This is a genomic window from Paenibacillus sp. FW104-T2 (genome assembly GCF_058789975.1).
The window spans coordinates 222043-245788 of the sequence record NZ_JBYTCE010000003.1 but is presented as its reverse complement, the minus strand read 5'-3'; the positions used below and the strand labels follow the sequence as shown (position 1 = coordinate 245788).

Here is a 23746-nt window from a genome sequence, read left to right as displayed (position 1 = left end):
ATATTGTTGGATCTGACTTAAGATATCTCAGGCTGTTCACTATTTGAGTGAACCTACCATGACACCCTTTTCGAAGTACTTTTGAAAGAACGGATACATGATAATCAGCGGCAGACTCGAAATGACAATCGCAGAATACTTAATCATCTCGGATAACCGTTTGAGCTCCGCCATGGCAAGCTGATCACTGATCATGCCCGGTGCAGCCTGGTTCTGAATCAGAATGGAACGCAGAACGAGCTGTAAGGGATGAAGATTGGGATTATCCAAATAAATCATGGCATCAAAATAAGAATTCCACTGCCCGACGAACGCGTACAATGCAAGGACAAAAATGATCGGTTTGGATAGCGGAATGACAATCTGAAAGAAAATCTTCATATCGGAAGCACCGTCCACGTTCGCTGCTTCTTTCAGTTCCCTGGGTACACCTTTGAAAAAAGTTCTGGAGAGAATGATGTTCCACACGTTAACCGCTCCGGGAATGATGATCGCCCATATGGTATCCAGCATGCCGAGATTACGCACAAGCAGATAAGTCGGAATGAGACCACCACCGAAGAACATCGTAATGATAAACAGGACCATGAAAAATCCTCTTCCCGCCAGCCTTTCCTCAGACAAGGCATAACCTGCACAGATGGAAACCGCCACGGTCACGAAAGCAAACGAAACCGAGTACAGCACCGCATTCGCGAAGCCTCGAATCATGGCCGGATTGGACAGAATCATCTGATAACCATCCAGACTCCAGTCGGATACATTGAAGGACAGTCCCTGATTAAGCAGTACGGTTGGATCCATAAAGGAAGCGATAACAATATAAATGAGAGGAACGACCACAACCAGTACAGCACAGGTGAGAAAGATGGCGTTCAGTGCGAGGATCAGACGATCCAGCCCCGTCGGTTTGATAGTCATGAGTGATACTCCTTTCTAATAAAGGCCTTCGCCTTCGTTTAATTTCTTCACAATCAGATTCACGGTAACGAGCAGGATGACGTTAATGACAGAGTTAAACAATCCTACGGCCGCAGAATAGGCGTAATCGCCGGACTGCAATCCGACCTTGTACACATAGGTGGCAATAATCTCGGATGAAGGCAGGTTCATGGATGTTTGCATCAGGTATGCCTTTTCGAATCCGATGGACATAATTCCCCCAGCTGCAAGGATAAACACAATGGCCATAATCGGACGAATGGTCGGAAGGTCGATGTGGCGAATACGCTGAAGGAGGTTTGCTCCGTCCAGATTGGCTGCATTGTGAAGCTCAGGATCAACATTGGCTAGTGCTGCAACGTAAATGATCGAGGCCCAGCCTGCCCCCGTCCAGATATCGGACAAGATGTAGATCCAGCGGAAATATTCAGGTTCGGACATAAACATGATCGGCTGACCCGTAATCCATGTAGTCAATTGATTAATAGGACCCGTCGGCGATAAGAAAATGAACAGCATGCCCACAACGACTACAACCGATATAAAATTTGGGGCATACAGAAATAATTGAATGTTCTTCTTCACTCCAGCTTGGCGTACCTGATTCAGCATGAGTGCCAGCAAAATCGGCACCGGGAAACTGAATATCAATCCCAAAAAGCTGAGCTTAAGCGTATTCATAAAAATCACATCAAAATTGGGTGAAGCCAAAAACTTCTCGAAATGTTTCAAGCCCACCCACTCACTGCCCATAATTCCCTTGATCGGACTGAAGTCCTTGAATGCGATGATGGCTCCATACATCGGAATGTATTTGAAGATCAGTGTCAGGATTAGAGCTGGCGCAAGCAATACATACAGGAAATAATTCTTTTTGAGCTGCTGTAATGAATGAAAAATGGAACTCCTCTCTTTGAGGCTCTTCCCCATCCTCTTATTTGTGTTTACTGTGTTATCCAACATACGACCCCCGTTCATCATTAAAGTTTACAATTGCTCATAGAAAGGGCTTTCAATATTTACAATTGCTTATTTGATATTTTACAATTTATCAGGATATGTATCATTTAGTCAATACAAAATGTGAAAAATAATTGTGCATTTGCTTCACTTTTTATGCATAACTGTGTTCTGATTGTAGATTTAACGGAATAATTATCCAAAAAAAGCCTGTTATATAATGTATTTCATCCTGTAACAAAGGTTTCTGCATTGGCTGTGTACGATGTAAACTTAAATGACGAATAAATAAAGAATGCGAAATTCGAAATTGACAAAAACAATTATAAATTGTGCATTTGTAAATTTACAATTGCTATTTGCTTCGATATATTATACATTTGACTTATAAAACACTTGGGACGATCAATTGACCAATAGAGGTGAGGCACGACATGGCAAAAGAGAAAGTAACGATACAGGATATCGCAGATGCTTTGGGCATCTCCCGAAATACGGCTTCCAAAGCCCTGAATGATAGCGGAAACATCCCGGAAGAAACACGGAGTCGGGTGATTAAGAAAGCCATTGAGTTAAGATATAAACAATTTGCTTATATGGAAAGTGAGCATGTCCTGAGCAAAACGCCGGGCAATATCGCCCTCTTAACAGAGAACCTGCCGAATACGTCTCATTTTGGATCGCTGCTAATTAGCGGTTTGGAGAAAAGAATTAGTGCTGAGGGTTATAATCTGTCCATTCATATCGTTCGTGAAGTTGATGAAGAAGCCCTTACCCTACCTAACAATTTTGATATTTCCAAAGTGGACGGCATCATCTGCATCGAGTTATTCAACCTGGAATATACCCGCCTCATCACAGAGCTCGGAATTCCCACGGTCTTTATCGATTGTGCAGCCAACATCTGCTATCCGGATTTTCATGCGGATCTGCTTCTTATGGAGAATGAACATAGCACTTATCAGTTAACCAATAAATTAATTGATAGCGGCTACAAAAGTATCGGATTCGCAGGAGATTACACTCACTGTAAAAGCTTCAACGAACGATGGACTGGATACCACCGGGCGATGTTGGAATCGGGATTGCAGGTCGATCCAGCCCACTGCATTACAGACAATGATAAGCTGTTCTTCTCCAAACCTGGTTGGCTAAGGGAGCGAGTAGCTGCACTGGAGTCGTTCCCTTCCGCATATGTGTGTGCCAATGACTTCATTGCGGTGGATCTAATCAGAGCTTTCAAATTAAGAGAGGTAACGGTTCCGCAGGATATTGTGGTATGTGGATTCGATAATGCACCTGAATCCAGAATTATTGAACCTCCGTTAACGACGGTCCATATTTATAGTAACGAGATGGGGATTAAGGCAGCCGAAATGCTGTTATCCCGAATGGAAAACCCCGAACAGCCTTATCAGGTCTCGCATATTGTGACTGCACCCATTATCAGAGAGTCGACACCTGGAATTATGCCAGCCGAGCCGACTCTTGTCAGAAAATAAGATGGAGAAATATACCCTATTTGAGTTGAAATACGTCTGATGACGTTCTCTGAGCGTGCAAGTTGGAACCAAAAAGAAGTGGATACCCTACAGATGGGTGTCCACTTCTTTTTATTTTCTAACTAACCTCTTCTAGCTTGCCTCAGTTCATCCTGTGCATTATCTCTATGTGTTCAGCCCTTTTCCTTACTTCTTAAACACCAAATTGCTTCAGATGATGGTCCAAGTGCTTGTAGATTCCCTTACCCCATTCCTCGGAAGTGAGTCTTCCAAAAAAAGGATGAGGAAATGCACCGTTTTTGACACCTTCACGTTGTATCGTCAAGATATTTTGTTTGAGCTTTTCTTTTTCTACTTCAAACTCTCTTGTATCCACGATCATCATGCTTGGAATCGTAGACATATTGCGGGGAAGTGGCTTGTCATTATAAAAAATGGGTTTTGCAAACTTTCCAACCACTATGCCTAGCAAGCTTCTTGCGGAACGGGCTTTTCCCGTTGCTATGTCTTGGAACGAAGAGCAATGAGCAAGCATCTGAGCAGCATTCATGCGCCCCCACTCAGGTTGAACATCTTGCTCTAATTGATCGATGCGTCCCAAGATTTCTTTTGCAGCCGATAGATCAAAAATCGTTTTCACTAAGACATAGGCCTCCTAACCTTGACAAGAAAAGAATCCACAACAAAAATATTACCATATTATTCAAGTAGAATGTGGATTAAACCAGACCCTTTTATGATTAAAACAGCCAATCACAATGATCGGCTGCTTTCTTGTTGTTATTGAATTATCGTGGAAGTCCAGTTCTTCTCTTACTTAGTCATCATAGGCGTTTCCGCCTTAATACGGCTTGCTCTATTAAACAGTAGGATAGCCAAAATTAAAGCTATACCGACAGCGGCAAATCCCAACCAGTTCAGATACAGAACAGACGTACTTCGAATGACGAGACCGCCTACAGCAGATCCCAGTGCAAAACCGAATTGAATGAAAGACGTATTTACACTAAGAGCAATGTCCGGATTTCGAGGCGCCAGAGTAACTAAGTATAGCTGCTGGGCTGGGGAGATACTCCATGTTGATAGCATAAAAATCATTAGAATCAAGATGAATGCCAGGAGATGGATACCCGCTAGCGCGAACATAAGGAGCGTGACTCCCTGTAACAAAAGCCCGAGAAGAATGGTGAATTTGGAACCCTTGGCATCTGCCAATTGTCCACCCATTCTTGATCCTACAAAGCTGCAAATGCCTGCTAAAAATAGAACACCACTAATCTCGGTCATGGCAAGAGAGGATGTCTCTTGCAAGAATGGCGTAATATAAGTAAATAGTGTGGCGTAACCGCCGACATACAACAATGTTACGATCAAAGACATCAGAATAGTCGGATTTTTCAGAATAGAGAGCTGCATACCAAGGGTAACCTTCTCTTCTTCTTTGATGGCTGGCACCATCTTATAGATGACTAGTAATGGAAGAATACTTAATACACCAATTAGAATAAACAAGACTCTCCAGCCGAACATCTCACTAAAAAATGTGCCTATAGGGACACCGAGCACTAACGCACTGCTAAGTCCCATCAAAATGATCCCGATGGCATTGCCCCTTTTTTCCTTCTCAACCAGTCGAGTTGCTACGGCCATAGCGACAACAGTAGCCATCCCTCCACTAGCTCCCTGGATTACACGGATCCATAACAATGTTTCATAAGCAAGATCTGCAAACATGAGTCCGTTGCTGACAATAAATACACCGAGGGTTGTCATCAGTAATGTCTTGCGATCTGCATTAATCGTAAGTGTGATCAATATCGGGGAAACAATGGCCGCAGCGAGAGCAAACACCGTGACTAGCAACCCAGCTTCGGAAGTAGATACCCCTAGGTCCATGGCAATCATCTCTATGACTCCAGTAATAATATATTCAATGGTCCCGATCAAAAAAACGGCCAATGCCAGCACATAGATGATGCCTTTATTTTTCATTTCACACCACTCCACCTTCTCATTAACTATTTCGTATTGGAATTTGTATCTCAATCAATTTTGCATCTCGTTCCGAGGATAACGGTAAATACAGTTCCCTGCCCGGTTCGCTTTCCTTGATCTGATAGTTATTATTTTCGATCCATTTCGCTAAATGCACACAGGCCGCACCATCAAATTTGGAATCGGAATGAAAAGCCATTGTGGCCATCATCGGTTCAGGAGGAAGGATTCGCAGCTGAAAAGGCTCTGGAGAGGATTGAAGCTCACAGGTTAAAAAATATCCCACTTCAAACTCAAACTCATCTTCTTTTCCGTCGATGTCTTTCCACAACACAACCTGAGGGCCTTCGATATACTGCCGCATTTCGGTGGTTAATAACAGATCGAATTGACGAAATAACTCTGGAATGTCTTCTTCTCTTCCGTATGCTTTTTGATAAAGGAAGGTTTGAGCAGCTTCAGCTTTGATTCGGATGTCTTGACCCGTTTCGAATTGCCCCTCCCTTTCAATGAGCTGCATGCGCTCTTCAATCCTGACAAGTTTGGCTTGTTCCGTATCAATGATTTGCTGGATTTCGCTTCTTTTCAGCCTAAACATGCCTTGAATGTTCTCCAATGTGATATCTTCCTGGAGCAGCTGTGTTATCTGAGGTAATGTAAAACCCAACTCCTTATACATCAAAATCCGGTTGAGCTCCAGAAGCTGATCTGCGGAATAGTAACGATATCCCGTGTGGTGATCTACTTTTCTTGGCTTGAGTATGCCAATCTGGTCGTAGTAACGCAGGGTTTTAAGTGAGATCTTGCTTAATCTGGAAAATGCACTAATTTTGAACAACATATCATCTCCAATCGATAACTTAAGGTGAGTATACAGTTTCCTGTGCAGGGGAAAGTCAAGGCTGTCAGTGCACTTTTTAATTTAGCCGAACAAAAGCAGCCGATCCCGATACTCGGATACTCGGCTGCTTCCTTGGTAATATTGAGTTTAGAATCTATCCGACATATTTAAGAATGAGCTGGTATATGGCTATGGAGAACCCCAAAATACTTGCTTTCACTTTAGCTGGATGATTTCTTCTACCGCCAAATAAATAAAGGAACATGATTATAAATCCTATAGGAATCCATAGCTGAAAGTAACCCTTTGATGTGTAACTAGTGTACATCGGAGTAATGGTAGTACTGAATAAAAAGTAAAAAAATACCGTAAAGCGTCTTGTTTCTAATTGTTTGCCCCACCTTACTAATAAGAAAATAATAACTATTAAGATAATCGTGATGTGTAAAGGGGGAATAAGTATCGTAACGTTTCCAAATGTTAAATCCATTTTTGCGTTGCCCTCCTTTTTTCACCTACTCATGCTCATCTTGCATTGCTTTCAGCATCTAAATCATGAAGCATCCATTATATCAGAATTAGAACCATTTATTGTATAATATTAGGAAACAAATATTCCTATCACCATTAAATTATAATTAAAGCATACATGGTAAAAATGACAAAAGCAGCCGATCTTGTTGATCTGCTGCTTTTGTCGTATAAAAGGCGCTATCCTTTTTAGCGATCACTATAATTGCGCTTTTCATAACTCTATTTTACGCAATGAAAAATAAAAGATCGGCTTTCAGAATTTGCGTATTTAAATTCCCAATCCCCAAATGTTTCAATTTTCGAAAAACCGGCTTGTTTCAATGACTCATCCAATTCTTCTTGCTTTCGAAATCGTATCTGCATTTTTTCATGAACGAGGACTTCGTTTGTTTTTGTATTTTTCACAGTTTCATAGAACGTATAGACATCTTGCTCAAACCCCTCATATTCTGTATAGATTTCAAGTGGGTCTCCACTTAGCCTGTCTTTGGCTACATCCGGACTCATATCCTTCTCCCACTCTTCCCACACTTTTACCAGAGGATTTCTTGTATCAAAAATAAAGTGACCGCCAGCTTTAAGGGATCGGAATACGTCTGAGATCACTTGTTTCCAACTATCATCTGTAAGAAATACCTGTGCAACATTGGCTGTCATAATAACCGCGTCATACGTATTGGTTTGTAAATTGGAGCTGTCTCCTACAATCCAGTTCACATGGCCTGAATCATCCTTACTTCTCGCCAGTTTAATCGCTTCTTCATGGGGATCGATGGCTGTGATTGTATATCCGTTTTGAGCAAGCTGTGTAGTCCACCTTCCTGTTCCACAGCCTAAATCAGCTATAGACTCCACTTTCAATCTCTTTAGCAATGCAAGGAAAAATTCATCATCTTTTCCCCAAAGGTTAATCTGGTCATATACTAATGGAATCATAAATGTTGTTTCCCACTTTCTATATCGTTTTTTGCGATGATTCTGGATATTACATAAGTATAAACGGATATTCCTAAAATGGTTCATTTTATCTGCCCGTTAGATGAATGAAAACAACCCATCACCACTAATGCACCAAAACATTAGGAGAATCGTCACGTTGACTTATCCCTATTTCCTCATTATAATTCGGACATCGAGAGCCAAGCCAAACATTGCTGGCCACGGTTGCCAATGCCATGTCGGTTCAGAAGGTTCGCTTTCATAGTATGAATCTTGTCTATAAACAAACTCAAAAGTGAAAGATGTGAATGAACGATGAGTAAACAGAAGTTGTACTACGGTAAAGATATCGAAGTCATGTTTGATTCTGAGGTATGCATTCATTCCGGCATTTGCGTAAAGGGCCTCCCTGCTGTGTTTGATCTGAGCAAACGTCCTTGGGTTAATCCCGATGGCGATACTTCAGAGGCCATTGCCCGGCATATTGACACATGTCCAAGCGGAGCACTCACGTATAAACGTCTGGACGATGAATATTCAACAAGGAAAGAGGGATGAACATGCATCATGTAGAACATGAACCTGCTAATAAAAGATTTTTTATTCAAGATAATGGCGACATTGCTGCGGTAATGACCTATGTAATCTCAAGTCCGGAGCTGTACATTATTGATCACACGTTGGTTGAAAATGCTTACCGGGGACAAGGGCTTGGCGACAAGCTGCTCAAAGCTATGGTGGAATACGCGCGGGAAAACGGTATCAAGATTTTACCTTTGTGCCCGTTTGCCAAGGGACGTTTCGACCGCATCCCAGAATACGCGGATGTTCTCAATTAATAAACATTGAATGATGGCCATATTAAGAGAAAAGAGCCTGAGAGTACGAGATCTCTTCGTCCCCTCTGGCTCTTTTGCATTAACTGCTCCTGTCATTTTGGTGGGCATCTTCATGAAAGTAATGTTCAAATTGTTTTTTCATTCGATTTGCTACCACGTGGGTGGAACGCGAATACACAATGGCTGATATGACAAAATACAGAGAGACTATTGTTATAATAAAATAAATGATAACCAACGGAAAACTCCTCTCTAATAGATGGATGTTCGAAAATCCTCTGGTTCTATATGGCTTTTAGATAAGCCGTAATCTAAACGATTGTCCACTCTTTTACCATTCAACTTGATCAAAACGCATATCTTTATAGTAGAACTCTTTATCATGATCCGTAATCTCACGAAGAACTTTGCATGGATTTCCAACAGCAATTACATTCGCAGGAATATCCTTGGTTACTACACTCCCAGCACCGATGACACTCCCTTTACCAATCGTGACTCCTGGTACAATAATCGCTCCGCTCCCGACCCACACCCCATCCTCAATGACCACTGGTAATGCAAACATCCCGCCTTCTTTGCGCTTTTCCGGGTGTACAGGATGATTCGTTACAGCAATCGTAACATTCGGGCCAAACATGACATCATTACCAATGGTAACTTTGTAGTCATCAACCACCGTTAGATTGAAGTTAATATACACATTATTTCCTACAGTCGTATTGGAACCGTATGACATACGAATGGGAGGCTCCAACCATACATGTTCTCCTATACTTCCAAAAAGTTGTTTCATTAACATTTTGCGTTTTTCAACATCATCCGGATGCAAATGATTAATTTCATAGCATATCGCCTTACCACGCTGGCGTGCTTTTGCCAACTCCTCAGCCTCTTTCGGATAATTAGTATCATCATCGGTAAATAATTGTTTGCAAGCCATTCGTTCTTGAATATTCATACTATATTCTCCTTTATAACTGCATTAGATTTATTAAAGTAACTTGCAAACCTCTCCGTTTTGATCAGGTTTAGGCAAAGTTTCTGGTTAGATTATTCAGCCACTTATACTGTCGGTATCGCATTAAAGCAATAGGTAGTTTAATGATCTCATCTAAGCTGATGACGGTATACAGTAGAATCGGCGGTACATGCCACACAAATGCACTTAGGTAACTAAGCGGCAGAATGATTAACCACATGACAACGGTGTCACACCAAAATCCAAATTTGGAATCCCCACCAGCCGTGAATATACCCGCTATCGTTGTAGAGTTTATCGATTTGGCTATACAATAATACGCACTAATGTACAGCATGCCATCTAGGTAACTCTGAGCAGTTGCATTCAAATTCGCAACAGAATATACGAGCGGTTTAATGAGCAGAATCATGCAGCCGGCAATCACTCCAAACCATAAAGCATAAAAACACATTTTGTTGCCAGCATATTTTGCTTTCTGCAATTCACCTTGTCCCAAATACTTCCCAACAAGTACAGAGCCCCCAGTAGCGATGCCTCCGCAGAGAACCACTGCCAGATTTTTAACGACAGACGCTATTGAATTTGCGGCTACCAGATCGGAGTTTACATGGCCTATTATTGCAGCAGTAGCGGTAAGTGCCCCTCCCCAGACCATATAATTCCCCTGCACAGGCAGCATATACTTCAAGAAATCTTTTAATAGATTACGTTGGATGCTGTCACGTACAGGCAACCGAAAACGTATGGGTCCTTTGATTATGGAGTCAAGTATGCAGCAGGTTAGTTCAACAACTCTCGCTAATACCGTGGCAAGCGCAACCGCTGATATGGCCACTTCGGGTCTGGATGGGAATAATACAAAAATGCAAATGGCATTGAGCAAAATGTTTAAAATCAATCCTACGGAACTAATCCACGCACTAAGTTTTGCATTCTCCATACTTCGAATCACACTGAGATACATCTGTGATATTCCCATCACAAGATAAGAAAAGGAATTCATTTGTAAAAACCTTGAGCCGTATTGAATCAGTTCGGCATCATTGGTGAATAAACGCATAAGTGTATCCGTCAGAAAGAAGGAAGATAAGAAAAACAAAATGGAGACACCAAAGGAAAACATACACGCGATGCTCAAAATGCGCTGTATGATCGAAGTATCCTTCTTCCCCCAGTATTGCGCAGTGAGGATACTTGCTCCCGCTGACATCCCCATATAAAACAAGGATAATGCAAAAGTAATTTGCCCTGCGAGTGATACAGCTGACATTGCAGATTGACTAATCATCCCCAGCATAAGTACATCAACAGATATTACGGTTGCTGATATTAAATTTTGTAACGCAATGGGAATGACGAGCGTCATTAACTCCCGATTAAAATCACGATTGCCAGATCCCAGATGTTGAATGCGGTTTCTCACCTATATCCTGTCCTCTCGGCTGATTTCACAATATAAGGATAGGATAATATCGTTGTTGTATCCATCAATATTGGCTATAATTTTATAAAAATCGTATATTTTCAAAGGACGGTCTCTTTGATGACAAATTTAGAGGTGTTTTCTGATTTATCCGAACGTTTGGATTATAACCTTCCTGATTTACCGCTCTATGTCCGGAAGGGAAGCCTACATCAATTTAACAATTATGCAGCAGTAGCGCACTGGCATGTGGACATCGAGTTTATCTATGTATTGCAAGGATCGATGGATTTCTCTGTTAATGGAACTATTACTCGATTGCATCAAGGTGATGGACTTTTTGTGAATAGCCAGCGTTTGCATTACGGTTATTCTCTTGCAGACCAAAACGATTGTGTATTTCTTGTCGTCGTCATTCATCCCTCTATCCTTGGCGAGAAGACTTCATATATTCAATCCTACTGGGGAGAAAAGTTTGGTTTAACGATGGCTGATTTTCTAGTTCTCACAGCTGAGGTGGATTGGCAACGAGACACATTACTGTCCATTCAAGAAATCTATCAGGAAATGCATAAAGAACATACTCCTCTCAATCCGCTTCGTCTGGCATCGCAAGCTTTATCTTTGTGTGCAACAATAGGAGATCATTTACAACCAAGCACTGGGCAACCTGGAGTATTGATGCATGTTCAAGAAATGACCCGTTTCATTCATCAAAACTATGATCAAAAAATAACGCTTGAGGAGATCGCATCTGCAGGAGCCGTCTGCAGAAGTCGGTGCTGTACATTGTTTAACAAGTATGTAGGCCAGACACCCAACAATTATGTCACTCAATATCGCCTTCAAAAAAGTTGCGAAATGTTAAAAGAGACACAACGATCCATAAGTGAAATTGCACTTGCCTGCGGTTTTCAGAGTGCCAGTTATTTTTCATCGATTTTCCGCAAACAGATGGGGGTAGTTCCACAACATTATCGAAAACAAGCTAACGAATAACCACCCCAACGTGAAACAGGTAAATAAAAAGACACTCAACATGCTACGAATGTAAAGACCGGATCGAAGATACAGAAACAGCACCGTATCCTCCGTTTAAGAAGAACATGGTGCTGTATAACCGCATGAAGACTCATGACCTTAGATGTTTTCCTTGATCCAAGAACGCAACTTGTCAGCATAGAAAGAGCGCTCTTCTGGATCGGACTGTGAACCCTTCGACAGATAAAGTTGATCATTCCTATATCTAGGGTAAACATGGAGATGGTAATGCCACACGTCTTGATTGCCGGCTGGTTCATTATGCTGCCTTGTAGAAATCCCCTCACATCCATATGTACTCTTCATCGCAATTGCTGTAAGCTGGGCCGCGCGGTGAATCTCGGCAGCGTAATCTGCAGGCAGTTCATAGATGTTCTCGAAATGTTGATTGGGCACGATAAGAACATGTCCTTTATTGTTTGGCCACCATTTGCCCGCTATAAATGCGGTTACCTTTTCATTCTGATAGATGATATCCCTTTGTTTTGTTCCCTGGTCAGGTCTCTCGATACCCCAAATACAGCAAAATGGACATTCGTATCCTTCGGGCTTGTGTGAAAATACCGCTGTCATCTCTACTTCCCAACCCCTCTCCTATTTTTTCCTATTGTCTATTAGACGCAGGCAACTCCTGCTCGTTGTATTACTCTGCCTGTTAGCTTAACAGATTAACTATGAATAGATTTGAACACCTTTTCAATCTTTAAGCGTCTTATTGGTTTGACTAAAGATAAAATGATCATTAGGATTCCAAACATGCAGATGATCGGCCCGGTATCCACGTAACCACAATACACCGTTAATTCGTCTAAGATAAAACCCTTTTGGAAAATCATCGTCTTCAGTTAGTATCTCTGATGCAATTGTGATGGAGCCCACTGGAGCTCTATGTTTTTGAATAGGTTGCCCCGAGTAACCTTCAGTCTGTTCCAGATACACAAGTCTTAGATGAGGCCTCAGCTCTAGCGGGCACAATTCCAAATCTAGTTCACTTGCTCTTTCAAAGATCTGACGAGTAGTAGCTCCATCAGGAAAACCAAGTTTTCCAACGGATAATTCTACGGTCTGCATAATGTACTTCTACCGTTGTGCTGTATTGAGCAATCGTTTCCCGTTAAACATTGTGGGCACTACCTTTTGCTATCTTCATTAATCTTTTGTTTATATCGAATTATGGCGAGAGGCAGATTAATCATTCCAAGAGTGAAAGAAGATACCATAGATATCCATTGAGGTATGGTAAGATAATAATTTGGTTTTCCGTCTCCTACAGGTCCTACTTTGGGTTGGTAGCTATCCCACCATTCATATAAGAAACCAACAGCAGGTGCTAATATACAAACTACACTTCCAGCGATATGTAACACATACCTGTTCACCCCTAATCCCTCCGTTCATATATTCCTGTCTAGAATTCTCTTTACATAATATGTAATCTAAGAGTTGGAAGTCACACTAACCTGCACATTTACTTAAAGTAAAGACAGCCGGCGAATTAGCCGGCTGCCTACCTTAATTATAATTCTATGTTTCAATCTGGAATTACGATAACATATGTTACATTTTTTAAAAAGAGATGAGCCTCCCCCCCATCCACCTCTCCTACCAACAAATACCCAGCTATTCAGGAAGTCCCTGAAACGTGTTTCCGCGTGTCAACACCTGACTCGGATCTGCCCAGCGGATCTGAACTGAACGGGAAGTGAACAGATCAGGTCCGTCTGAGACTTGAAAATGCAGATGCGCCTCACTGGAGTTACCGGAATTACCAAGCTGCCCGATGAGATCTCCCTGCTTGACTTTATCCCCTGTTTTTACGGCTGCACTCCCTTGCTTGAGATGTGCGGTGATGCTGTATTCCCCATTTCCATGATCGATGACGACAACATTCCCTGCCGGCTCTTCAGCATTCATCACGCCTGGCGTGTTATCCGGAATGTCATTTTTGACTTCAACAACCGTCCCATCTGCAGCTGCATAGAGCGGCTCACCAAAAGCATAATAGTTTTCATTCACAGCGGCCTCCCCTTCATAACTTGAATCTTCCTTCGTGCGAATAATGTCCAGTGCGTAACGCTGCGTTTCATGCGCATAATGATAATTGGACATCACATTATTTCCTCCCCAGAACACGAACCATTCCCCCTTCATAGGAAACTGAAATTCGGTCTTGGTAAATGCCTTGTCCGTCTCCTCATGCGTTTCAAGTGGCTGGATCAACAGCCCGTCAATCTGATGATCCTCGGCAAAATAGGCCTGTATTCCTCTGGTCCCCGTCTGATCCTTCCAGGAATGCTCCATCAGGTTGTTCATTTTGACTTTCGTAACCTGTTCCCAGGAAGTGACCCCCTCGGTGAAGCTGTCCACAGACGTCTTAAACTCTTCCAGCGATATCGTTTCCTGAAGTTCCGGGCTCATTTGATTGTAAATGTCCTCCTTCGAACCGTTCATCAATGTATCTATGAAATGTTCAGGCGTAATCATCGCGTCCTCCTTTGCTGAGTTCGTCTCTTCCTTATTGGTGTTTTCTGCTGCCGGCGCATCACTAGATGCCTGTTCTGCTGATGGCCGTTCCCTCTGGTCAGATGATTCTGTAGTGCCGCAGGCTGACAAGAGCACACACGCACCAAGTGCTGCGGCAAGCAGCTTCCAGCTCTTATGACTTCTCCGCAAGTCTTTTTGCACATCATAACCTGCTTTCATCCGTTCCTTTTGAATGAACATTTTGGCCCGCCGCTTGCTTCCCATATGATTTCTATTCACTTCCCTGCACCCCTTCTGTACAACAATATCTTTCCAATCCAGTGTACAAAACCAATCTTATCCTCCGTCTAACCTCCTCTTACGTCTATCATAACTTTGAGGCAGGCTGCTGCTTCATAATTAAGATTCTGTTAAGGTTACAAACACGCTCCACGGCCCTTATGAATGGTATGATAGATTAGATAGACCAACGCAGATAAACATAAGGAACCACTAATATATACATAAAAATCAGGAGGATCTCTTACGTCATGGATAACGTTTCAATCCTGCTTGTTGATGATGAACAGGCGATTTTACATATGTTAAAAACAGTTCTGCTCAAGGAGCAATTCGTAGATATTGACACGGTCACCACAGGTGAAGATGCGATTGCCGCATGTGAAAAGAAAACCTATCACTGCATCGTGCTGGACGTCATGCTGCCAGGCAGAAGCGGGCTCGAAATTTGTCCATTTCTGCGCCAATTGACCGATGCACCGATTCTCTTTTTAACCGCCAAAACAACCGATTATGACAAGTTGACCGGCTTCGCGGTTGGGGGAGACGATTATGTTGTTAAACCGTTCAATCCACTTGAAGTGGTCGCACGGATGAAATCACTGCTGAAGCGGTATTTGCCCAGACAGACAGAATCAGGCAGGCTGCTTCCGAATTATGACGTAAATCCGTCATCTCCTTCCCCGCAGAAAGGGATATATGATTACGGACGCTTTCAGTTGAACGAGCACGCCGGTGAACTCAGGGTCGAAGGTCAGCTGGTAGGGTGTCCGGCTCTGGTGTATCAGCTGCTGCTCTTTTTCTGCAAACATCCCAATCGAATCTTCACCAAATCCGAATTGTATGAACGGGTATGGGATTCGGAGGCCCTCCGTGATGACAACACCGTCATGGTTCATATTCACCGAATTCGTGAGCGTATTGAAGCCGATCCCTCCAGCCCTGAACTGCTGGTGAATGTCCGTGGTTTGGGATATAAGCTCGTTCAGCCCGAGACGGAGCTCCGAAGATGAGCATACGCCGCAGATTGATGACACGGTTCATTGGCCTGCTTGCGGGTGCTGTAATTCTGATCCTGGTTCTCGGTGGAAGCATCGCATATTGGGTCATCCAACAGTTGAATGAAGCCAGCCTTGTTGACGATTTTGCCTCTGTCGGGCTCGAACAGCTGATCAGTACCGCAGAGATTTTGCCGGACGGTACCGTACAATATGATCCCGCACTGCTAAAGCGTGTGGAGGAGAACAACGGCTGGCTTCAGGTTCTCGATGAGCAAGGCCGTGTGGTGGATGCCTTTCACACCCCTTCCGATGTCCCGAATCACTATAAACCCGGAGAACTTCTATCCTATTGGGAGGGAAAAAAGCCCTTTCCCTACCAGCTCTATCTGCTCATTCGGGAAAGAAAGGGGATCAACTTCACCCTGCTGTACGGGGAGAGCAATCAGGCGGTAACGATTTTGGATCATATCTACACCGATGGAAGCTATGCCAACGGCAAGCTTGTACTGCCCTCCGAGCAGCAGGACATCCTTCGCTCGGCGGACGCCTATCTTGAGATTTTGGATGAGCAGGGACATGTCCTTACTTCTTTCAACAAACCTGCACTTGGCACACCTGACAGCTACAGCATTCAGGACCTGATTTTGCGCACACGATACCCCACCAGGTACGGAATAACCACAGTAACCATCTATGATGAACAGGATCAATTGACCTGGATGCTGAGTGTTCCTCTTGCGAGCAGTCCGGCAGGCATGAACGAGAATCCCTTCGGTTTTATTTTTGGTCCTGCCCTGGCTGCACTTCTGGTATCCATCATCATCCTGCTTGTGCTGCTTGCATTCTGGTATGCCAATCGCTTCGGTTATCCCATGCTGCATATGCTTCAATGGCTCCAGCGGCTTGAACGTGGACACTACGAAGAGCCGGCTGGCACCCGGGGCAAGCCACGCAGCCAGAAGCATAACGGAAAATGGCGTCAAAAATATCGGGTATATGCGGAAGTGCTGCACTCTATCCAGTCGTTGTCGAGCACACTTAAACGTGATGAAGAACTCCGCAAACAGACCGACTCTCTGCGCGAGGAGTGGATTGCTGGGATAACTCATGATCTGAAGACACCCCTGTCCTCCATCCAGGGATATGCGCACATGCTGGAAGCCGAGAAATACAACTGGAGCTCCGAAGAAATACGGGAATTTGCAGGCATCATGCTGGATAAATCCATGTACATGGACCGGCTGGTGAACGACCTGTCCATGACATACCGGCTGCGCAGCGGTGGATACCAACTCCCTATTGAACAAACAGACGTAAATGCGCTACTTCAGGATCTTGTACATCGTGCCGAGCGTAACCCGGCTTATGGAGAAGGCCGTATTACATTCCAACCTGCCACAGTCGCAGTGCATGGTTATGTACATATCCCGTCCTTCGAACGAATTGTCGATAATCTCACCGCCAACGCCCTGCTGCACAATCCACCAGAGACGAAGCTGACCATTCGTGTTGAGCCAGGTGAGCAGACCGGTGACTTCCTCATTCAATTTGCCGATGATGGCCGCGGAATGGATCAGGAGACGGTATGGAGGCTGTTCGAACGATACTATCGCGGCACGGATACGGCGACATCCGATGTCGGATCAGGCCTCGGCATGGCGGTAACCAAAGGGCTGATTGAGGCCATGAAAGGCCGAATCGAGGTTCAATCCCATCCAGACCAGGGAACCACCATACGTTTGATATTTGATCGTCATTCGGATGAAGCGAAATAAAACTCCGCTTGACCTTTTGATTTTCAGTCTATATAATCGACACTCAATAACACCTGTTCCAATATATTGATATGGATCTCAAGTTCATTTCAATTCAAATGAACTGACAATAACTTTGCATATTGGCGATGACCAGAGACATGATTTCGTTTGCGTGCTGCCCAGAGAGAGAGGGGATTGGTGAAACCTTCTTCAGCGAACGGAGCGGAATTACCCCTCTGCAGCCGTGGCCTCGAACCTCAGCTTGGCGGGCTTTCGATGAAAGTTTCGTCCGGTTGTCAGTAGAGTTCACCGCCTGATCCCCGATAACGGATCCCAATGAGGGTTATGATGTTTCCTGTTTTGCGGCGGCTGGCCGATGCAGGGGATATCATAACCAAATTAGGGTGGAACCACGAGCTGAGCGCACTCGTCCCTTTTCCGGGACGGGTGTTTTTTGCGCTTCCATTTCAAACATTGGAGAGTGGTTTGCATGAGTAATCAACAAGGTAACCCTATTGAGATTCGCCTTCAAGGTGGAGCAGTTCGTTCGTACGAGGCAGGCATAAGTGTCGGAGAAGTCGCTTCGTCCATTAGTACTAGCTTGGGTAAACAGGCCATCGGAGGCATTGTGGACGGTGTAAACGTCGATCTGGACATGAAGCTTGAACAGGACTGCGAACTCGTCATTGTTACACTGGACAGCGAGGAAGGACTGTATCGTCATCGTCATAGTACTGCGCATGTGCTCGCCCAGGCTCTCAAGCGGATCTACGGTGCGGAACAAGTCAAACTGGGGATTGGCCCCGTCATTGAAGATGGCTTTTATTACGATGTGGATCTGGAACATGCCTTGTCCATCAGTGATCTGGCTGCTATTGAGCGGGAAATGAACAAGATTGTACAGGAGAATGTGAAGATCAGCCGCCGGGTGGTTAGCCGTCAGGAAGCCCTTCGCTTGTTCGAAGAGATTCAGGATCCGTATAAACTTGAACTGATCCATGATTTGCCGCAGGATGCGGAGCTTTCGATCTATGATCAAGGGGAGTTTTTTGATCTGTGCCGGGGCCCGCATCTTCCGTCCACTGGCCGGATCAAAGCCTTCAAGCTGCTGAATGTGGCAGGGGCTTACTGGCGGGGCGATTCGAACAACAAAATGCTGCAGCGAATCTACGGCACTGCCTTTCCAAGCAAAGCCCAGCTGGACGATCACCTTAACATGCTGGAGGAAGCCAAGAAGCGGGATCATCGCAAGCTCGGCAAAGAGCTGGGGCTGTTCATGTTCTCGGAAGAAGCGCCGGGTATGCCCTTCTATCTCCCGAAAGGCATGACTGTCCGTACAGAGCTGGAGCAATTCTCACGCGAGCTGCAGCTGCAGGAAGGGTACCAGGAGGTTCGAACTCCGCTGATGATGAACAATCGTCTGTGGGAGCAATCCGGTCATTGGGAGCACTATAAGGACAATATGTATTTCTCAGAAGTGGATGACGCTACATTTGCTCTGAAGCCGATGAACTGCCCGGGGCATATGCTGATTTTCAAAAATGCGCTTCATTCCTATCGCGAGCTTCCCATTCGCATGATGGAATTCGGCCAGGTTCACCGTCATGAATTCTCGGGTGCACTGAATGGCATGATGCGAGTACGGACATTTTGTCAGGATGATGCCCATCTCTATGTGATGCCGGAACAGATTGAGGAAGAGATCAACCAGGCGATATCCCTGATCGGACGCATGTACGATATTTTTGGTTTTGAATACACAATTGAGCTATCCACTCGTCCCGAAGACTCCATGGGGTCGGAAGAGCTATGGGATCAGGCGGAACGCGCCCTGCAAAATGTACTGGATCGGCGCGGTGTGAAATACCGCATCAATGAAGGAGACGGAGCCTTTTATGGGCCGAAGATTGACTTCCATATTCTCGATGCGCTGAAACGCAGCTGGCAGTGTGGAACAATCCAGCTTGATTTTCAAATGCCGGAGAAATTCGACCTCACTTATGTTGGCGAGGACAGCCTGAAACACCGTCCGGTCGTGATCCATCGTGCCATCTACGGCTCCATTGATCGCTTCATTGGCATTCTGACTGAGCATTATGCGGGTGCTTTTCCACTCTGGCTCGCTCCGGTTCAGGTGAAGCTGCTCCCGGTATCCGATCACTATGCGGATTATGCGCTGCAGGTACAGAGTCAATTGCGAGCAGCAGGCATTCGGGTTGAAACGGATCTGCGCAGCGAGAAGCTGGGGTACAAAATTCGTGAAGCTCAGATGGAAAAGGTGCCTTACTCGCTCGTGCTCGGGGAAAATGAGAAAAACGCCCTGTCTGCCTCTGTCCGCGCATACGGTCAGGGAGATCAAGGCGTTCAGAGCATTGAAGCATTTATCCAGGAAGTACAGCAAGCCGTGCAAGCAAAAGCCTAAAATGTCTATCCTAGCGAGTTAACGCAGATGATATAAGTAGATGAGTGTACTATGATCACCTTTGATCATTTACTGAGATGAGACTGGTCCTGCACCTCAGCCTGGAATCATCACAATTTCTCATCAGGCTTCAGCCCGACCTGCTGTTCGCTCCATGTCCAGAAACGTTCAGTCACCGCATCATCGACGGCATGTGCTTTGAGCTTCTGCTCTTTCTTTTGATAAAAGTAACGTCCTGTAATTTCTGCTACTTCCGGGCTGGTGGCCAAATAAATCGCCGTTTGGGCCCCTTCCTCGGGTGACAGAAAAAAAGGAAGCTTGCCGATCAATGCCATGATACGTGTACCAAAACCGGTATTACGATCCACGCCGATGCTTGTTCCAACTGCGCCAGGATGCAGACAATTCACCGTAACTCGGCTACTCGCCACTTTGCGGGACAGCGCACGGGTGAACAGTACGTTGGCCAGCTTGGACTGGGCATAGCTTTTAATCGGGTTATAGCCCTTCTTGAGATGCGGGTCGTCGAAGTGAATCCTGCCTGCTTTGTACGCACCCGATGAAACATTCACGACTCTTCCCTGCTCCGCAGCCTGCAAAGGCTGGATCAAGAGCAATGTGAGCAGAAAATGTCCCAGATGGTTAATGCCAATGCTCTGCTCAAAACCATCCGAGGTCTCCTGTCTTTTCAGCATAACCACGCCGGCGTTATTCACCAAAACGTCAAGCGTACTGTAGCGTTCGCGGAAGGAGCGGGCAAAATGGCGGATGCTCTGGATGGAACCCAGATCACACAGCATTAGCTCAATCGCATTAGAGCCTGACTCACGCAGGGCCTCTTGCAGAGCCTGCTGTCCGCGCTTCTCGCTGCGGCAGGCCATAATCACCCTATAGCCTTGCCTTGCAAGTTGAATGGTGGTTGCGAGCCCCATGCCGGAATTTGCTCCGGTTACAATGGCTGTTTTCATGGACATCGGATACTTCCCTTCTGAACCTAGGTTCAATGATTGGATGACTGGACAGAATCCTACCCCCATTGGAAAAGAGGCACTCCGAGTAACAATATGAGATAATGAAGTTATCACATCTTGGTTTCCATGGGAGGACAGGTATGCTGACCAAAGACGATTTTAAAAAAATCAAAAAAGAAGCAAAGCTTGAAATCGCAGTTCTGGAACAAGAGTATCATCATATGGGACAGGAACTCGATTCACCGCAATGGGATCAACGTAAACATCGAAGATATGCATCCCTTGTCATTGAATGCTGCTCCATTCTTGAACACATGTTAAAACAGCTGTATCAGAGCATCTATCAAAAAAAGTTTAATTCGACCGAGCTGATGAAAACTCCTGCTTACCGTGCACGGTCCAATATGGAGATCCTACAGGCCGAATTAAATAAACTACAGATCGCCCTGAAACCTGGGAAAGAAAACATGGAACATGCTCTCAGTCAGGTCTTCCAGGCGAGGAACAAGCTCATTCTTGAGAATTTCTCCTTTGACTCCATCGTCAAGGAAGGCATGCAGGCTGAGGAAACCTTTGAAGCGATGCTGGATACGATCCAGAAGTACAGAAAACACTTAAAATATCTTCGTCCAGAATAAGCACAAGCCATATTATCCAAAAAAGGAGGTGGACCGGACTCGATCCGGAAACCTATGACTAATCCGACAACAGATTTTACTGTGCTGCATCTCAATATCCCTACACCTTCAGGAAACAGCCCAATCTACCCTGTCATGCTGCGCGATGAGGACGGCATCACCCTCGTGGACACAGGCATGATCGGCCAATTCGAGGGTTTGGAGTCTGCACTGGAGCAGGAAGGCGTACAGCTGGCTGATATCAAACGCATCATTTTGACACATCAGGACATTGACCATATCGGTAATCTGGGTGCCCTTCTGGATGCGATACCTGGACTTGAGGTCTGGGCACATGCAGATGAGATTCCTTATATTAAAGGTGAAAAGCCATTGATCAAGTTCACGCCTGAACGCAGAGCCATGCTTCCCGCACCTGTGCTTGCCCAGGCTGATCAGCTCCTCTCCCAGCTGCCTGAGATCGAGATCAGCAGAGTTTTGGAAGATGGGGACATGCTGCCGCTTCAAGGCGGAATTCAGGTCATCCATACCCCTGGACATACCCCGGGGCATATCTGCCTGTACTTCCGTGAATCGGAATTCCTGCTGGCTGCCGACGAGCTGCGTGTCGTGGACGATGAACTGGTCGGACCTGCCCCGCCTGCAACACCGGACATGCCCGAAGCGCTGAGAAGTTTGAATAGACTGACCGGCCTGAAACTGAACAAAGTGCTCTGTTACCACGGCGGCGAATACACTAATGAACCAAGCGCACATATCGCCAAACTTGCAGAAAGCGCAGATTAACTGGCAGTATCCATCTTCTATGTGCTTCAATATATAAAGCAATCAAGGGGCTGTCCCAAAGTCATGAACTTGGCGGGACGCCCCTTTTTCTCTTTTAACGAACAGGAACCGGGTTCTATGAGAAGCATGCTTGAGCTCCGATAATAGTAATGGAACCCGGATGCATCAGCTCAACTCTCCGGTGTAAGCACAATGATGTGGTCGTCCCCATCCCTCGGAGTTCCTCTTCCGTCCCGATTGTTCGTCAGGATATATAACTTCCCGTCCTCTCCTGAAGTCACGTTTCGAATGCGTCCCCACTCATCTTCAAAAATGGGCTCCACCTTCTCCACTTGTGTACCATCCTCGGACAGGGTAATATGCAGCAATTGCTCGCCTCTCAGGTTAGCCGCAAGCAATGAACCCGCCCACGGTCCTTCCTCTATAAAAGCAATACCCGATGGTGCCCATGTATCGTCACCACTATGAGTGATCGGAGCCCGGTAGGTACCATTGTCATCCTCATCGCCTTCAACTTCAGGCCAGCCATAGTTCTCCCCTGCTTCAATCCGGTTAATCTCATCGTAGTTACGCTGACCGTGCTCGGTAGCATAGAGGTACTTATTATCCGGATTCCATGCAAGACCCTGGGCATTGCGGTGTCCCATGCTGTATACAGGGGAATTCGGCCACGGGTTATCTGCAGGGATCGATCCGTCGAGACCAATCCGCAATATTTTGCCACCCAAGCTGTTCTGGTCCTGTGCCAGTTCGGGTTCATAACGTTCACCGGTTGTAATGTAGAGCATGTTGTCCGGACCAATCTTAATGCGGCCTCCATTATGATTGGTCCCGCCAGGGATCTTACCCAGCATTTCCTTGTCGATCACGGCTTGATCTCCATTCACCTTCAAGCGCAATACCCGATTTGCGATCTCGTTCCCTTCAAGGTAGGAATGGTAGGCGTAGAGATAACCGTTATTCTCAAAGTCCGGATCTGCAGCCAGACCGAGCAAGCCCCCTTCTCCCTCTTCATTAAACGGAGCCTCAAACGCAATAAGTGGTTCGGTTTGCAATTCTCCATCCTTAATGACCCGTATCGTTCCAGGACGCTCCGTAACAAACATCCGTCCGTCTGGTACGTTCACTAGTTCCCAAGGTGCGTTCAGTCCAGTGGCCAGAACCGAAGCCTGATAAGGGATAACCGCATTCTCCTGTGTTCCTTCTTCCCCGGTACTCGCCTTGTCATTGCCTCCATTTGCCGTCTCTCCCTGACCTGTGCCTTGACCTTGAGACACCTGCTGCGATTCTGTGGAAGGATCGCCTGAAGCACAGGCCGTTAGCAGTGCCATACCTAACAGCGAAGCGTATAGTGGAACACTTACTCGGTTATTCATCATCTCATCTCCTTCTATTGAATTAGTGTAG

22 protein-coding genes and 2 pseudogenes are annotated in these 23746 nt (G+C 45.2%); 10 read left to right on the top strand and 14 right to left on the bottom strand.

Going from position 1 to position 23746, the window contains the following annotated elements:
• Positions 1-39: 39 nt before the first annotated feature.
• Positions 40-921, bottom strand: coding sequence for a carbohydrate ABC transporter permease (locus tag AC3WQ3_RS05865; protein WP_095289251.1), 882 nt, complete (start codon positions 919-921; stop codon positions 40-42).
• Between the two features lie 15 nt (positions 922-936).
• On the bottom strand, positions 937-1872 hold the full coding sequence (locus AC3WQ3_RS05860; RefSeq protein ID WP_492471753.1) for an ABC transporter permease: 936 nt from the start codon (positions 1870-1872) through the stop codon (positions 937-939).
• Between the two features lie 464 nt (positions 1873-2336).
• On the opposite strand from AC3WQ3_RS05860, the gene AC3WQ3_RS05855 reads away from it, so the two are divergent.
• Positions 2337-3404 (top strand): LacI family DNA-binding transcriptional regulator, encoded by a 1068-nt coding sequence (locus tag AC3WQ3_RS05855; protein ID WP_492471679.1) that lies wholly within the window; start codon positions 2337-2339, stop codon positions 3402-3404.
• 193 nt (positions 3405-3597) lie between these two features.
• Here AC3WQ3_RS05855 and AC3WQ3_RS05850 read toward each other — a convergent pair whose 3' ends face one another.
• From AC3WQ3_RS05850 to AC3WQ3_RS05835, 4 genes are all read right to left on the bottom strand, one after another.
• A complete protein-coding gene (locus AC3WQ3_RS05850; RefSeq protein WP_492471678.1) occupies positions 3598-4044 on the bottom strand; it encodes a DUF1569 domain-containing protein in 447 nt (148 codons plus the stop codon).
• Between the two features lie 173 nt (positions 4045-4217).
• Positions 4218-5396: an MFS transporter gene (locus tag AC3WQ3_RS05845; RefSeq protein WP_336781020.1), complete on the bottom strand. Its 1179-nt coding sequence runs from the start codon at positions 5394-5396 to the stop codon at positions 4218-4220.
• 22 nt (positions 5397-5418) lie between these two features.
• Positions 5419-6237: a MerR family transcriptional regulator gene (locus tag AC3WQ3_RS05840; RefSeq protein WP_492471677.1), complete on the bottom strand. Its 819-nt coding sequence runs from the start codon at positions 6235-6237 to the stop codon at positions 5419-5421.
• 756 nt (positions 6238-6993) lie between these two features.
• Positions 6994-7710: a class I SAM-dependent methyltransferase gene (locus tag AC3WQ3_RS05835; RefSeq protein ID WP_492471676.1), complete on the bottom strand. Its 717-nt coding sequence runs from the start codon at positions 7708-7710 to the stop codon at positions 6994-6996.
• A gap of 318 nt (positions 7711-8028) precedes the next feature.
• Between AC3WQ3_RS05835 and AC3WQ3_RS05830 the strand changes: the two genes are divergently transcribed.
• Both AC3WQ3_RS05830 and AC3WQ3_RS05825 read left to right on the top strand, forming a co-directional pair.
• Positions 8029-8271 carry a (4Fe-4S)-binding protein gene (locus AC3WQ3_RS05830; RefSeq protein ID WP_095289244.1) on the top strand — a complete coding sequence of 81 codons (243 nt, stop codon included), beginning with the start codon at positions 8029-8031 and terminating at the stop codon, positions 8269-8271.
• Between the two features lie 2 nt (positions 8272-8273).
• Positions 8274-8552: a GNAT family N-acetyltransferase gene (locus AC3WQ3_RS05825; RefSeq protein ID WP_336781024.1), complete on the top strand. Its 279-nt coding sequence runs from the start codon at positions 8274-8276 to the stop codon at positions 8550-8552.
• A gap of 331 nt (positions 8553-8883) precedes the next feature.
• Here the strand turns inward: AC3WQ3_RS05825 and AC3WQ3_RS05820 are convergent, their stop codons facing one another.
• The 3 genes and pseudogenes from AC3WQ3_RS05820 to AC3WQ3_RS05810 form a co-directional block, all read right to left on the bottom strand.
• A complete protein-coding gene (locus tag AC3WQ3_RS05820; RefSeq protein ID WP_492471752.1) occupies positions 8884-9087 on the bottom strand; it encodes a hypothetical protein in 204 nt (67 codons plus the stop codon).
• 246 nt (positions 9088-9333) lie between these two features.
• A pseudogene (locus AC3WQ3_RS05815) lies at positions 9334-9495 on the bottom strand (maltose acetyltransferase domain-containing protein); the annotation flags it as partial.
• A gap of 88 nt (positions 9496-9583) precedes the next feature.
• Positions 9584-10960: an MATE family efflux transporter gene (locus AC3WQ3_RS05810; RefSeq protein ID WP_492471675.1), complete on the bottom strand. Its 1377-nt coding sequence runs from the start codon at positions 10958-10960 to the stop codon at positions 9584-9586.
• 120 nt (positions 10961-11080) lie between these two features.
• On the opposite strand from AC3WQ3_RS05810, the gene AC3WQ3_RS05805 reads away from it, so the two are divergent.
• Entirely contained in the window at positions 11081-11959 is an 879-nt protein-coding gene (locus AC3WQ3_RS05805) for a helix-turn-helix transcriptional regulator (RefSeq protein ID WP_336781027.1), read from the top strand.
• A 141-nt stretch (positions 11960-12100) separates the two neighbouring features.
• Here AC3WQ3_RS05805 and AC3WQ3_RS05800 read toward each other — a convergent pair whose 3' ends face one another.
• The 3 genes and pseudogenes from AC3WQ3_RS05800 to AC3WQ3_RS05790 all read right to left on the bottom strand — a co-directional run bounded on the left by AC3WQ3_RS05800 (position 12101) and on the right by AC3WQ3_RS05790 (position 14764).
• Complete coding sequence (locus AC3WQ3_RS05800; RefSeq protein ID WP_492471674.1) at positions 12101-12574, bottom strand: HIT family protein; 474 nt, start codon at positions 12572-12574, stop codon at positions 12101-12103.
• Between the two features lie 123 nt (positions 12575-12697).
• A pseudogene (locus tag AC3WQ3_RS05795) lies at positions 12698-13081 on the bottom strand (helicase); the annotation flags it as partial.
• Between the two features lie 540 nt (positions 13082-13621).
• Positions 13622-14764 (bottom strand): M23 family metallopeptidase, encoded by a 1143-nt coding sequence (locus AC3WQ3_RS05790; protein ID WP_492471673.1) that lies wholly within the window; start codon positions 14762-14764, stop codon positions 13622-13624.
• Positions 14765-15015: 251 nt separating this feature from the next.
• Between AC3WQ3_RS05790 and AC3WQ3_RS05785 the strand changes: the two genes are divergently transcribed.
• From AC3WQ3_RS05785 to thrS, 4 genes are all read left to right on the top strand, one after another.
• A complete protein-coding gene (locus AC3WQ3_RS05785; protein ID WP_492471672.1) occupies positions 15016-15777 on the top strand; it encodes a response regulator transcription factor in 762 nt (253 codons plus the stop codon).
• Positions 15774-17540, top strand: coding sequence for a sensor histidine kinase (locus AC3WQ3_RS05780; protein ID WP_336781031.1), 1767 nt, complete (start codon positions 15774-15776; stop codon positions 17538-17540). The genes AC3WQ3_RS05785 and AC3WQ3_RS05780 overlap by 4 nt, the downstream gene beginning before the upstream one ends.
• Before the next feature lie 330 nt (positions 17541-17870).
• Entirely contained in the window at positions 17871-18020 is a 150-nt protein-coding gene (locus AC3WQ3_RS05775; RefSeq protein WP_164764247.1) for a hypothetical protein, read from the top strand.
• Entirely contained in the window at positions 18013-19944 is a 1932-nt protein-coding gene (gene thrS / locus AC3WQ3_RS05770) for a threonine--tRNA ligase (RefSeq protein ID WP_492471671.1), read from the top strand. Before AC3WQ3_RS05775 ends, thrS begins: the two co-directional genes overlap by 8 nt.
• 110 nt (positions 19945-20054) lie before the next feature.
• On the opposite strand, the gene AC3WQ3_RS05765 is transcribed toward thrS, so the two are convergent.
• Positions 20055-20918, bottom strand: coding sequence for an SDR family oxidoreductase (locus tag AC3WQ3_RS05765; protein WP_492471751.1), 864 nt, complete (start codon positions 20916-20918; stop codon positions 20055-20057).
• A 137-nt stretch (positions 20919-21055) separates the two neighbouring features.
• Between AC3WQ3_RS05765 and AC3WQ3_RS05760 the strand changes: the two genes are divergently transcribed.
• Together AC3WQ3_RS05760 and AC3WQ3_RS05755 are read left to right on the top strand one after the other, a co-directional pair.
• The gene (locus tag AC3WQ3_RS05760) at positions 21056-21553 is read left to right on the top strand and encodes a hypothetical protein (RefSeq protein ID WP_492471670.1); all 498 of its coding nucleotides are present in this window, start codon (positions 21056-21058) and stop codon (positions 21551-21553) included.
• A gap of 54 nt (positions 21554-21607) precedes the next feature.
• The gene (locus AC3WQ3_RS05755) at positions 21608-22339 is read left to right on the top strand and encodes an MBL fold metallo-hydrolase (protein WP_492471669.1); all 732 of its coding nucleotides are present in this window, start codon (positions 21608-21610) and stop codon (positions 22337-22339) included.
• Positions 22340-22509: 170 nt separating this feature from the next.
• Here AC3WQ3_RS05755 and AC3WQ3_RS05750 read toward each other — a convergent pair whose 3' ends face one another.
• Positions 22510-23715, bottom strand: coding sequence for a PQQ-dependent sugar dehydrogenase (locus AC3WQ3_RS05750; protein WP_492471668.1), 1206 nt, complete (start codon positions 23713-23715; stop codon positions 22510-22512).
• Between the last annotated feature and the right edge of the window lie 31 nt (positions 23716-23746).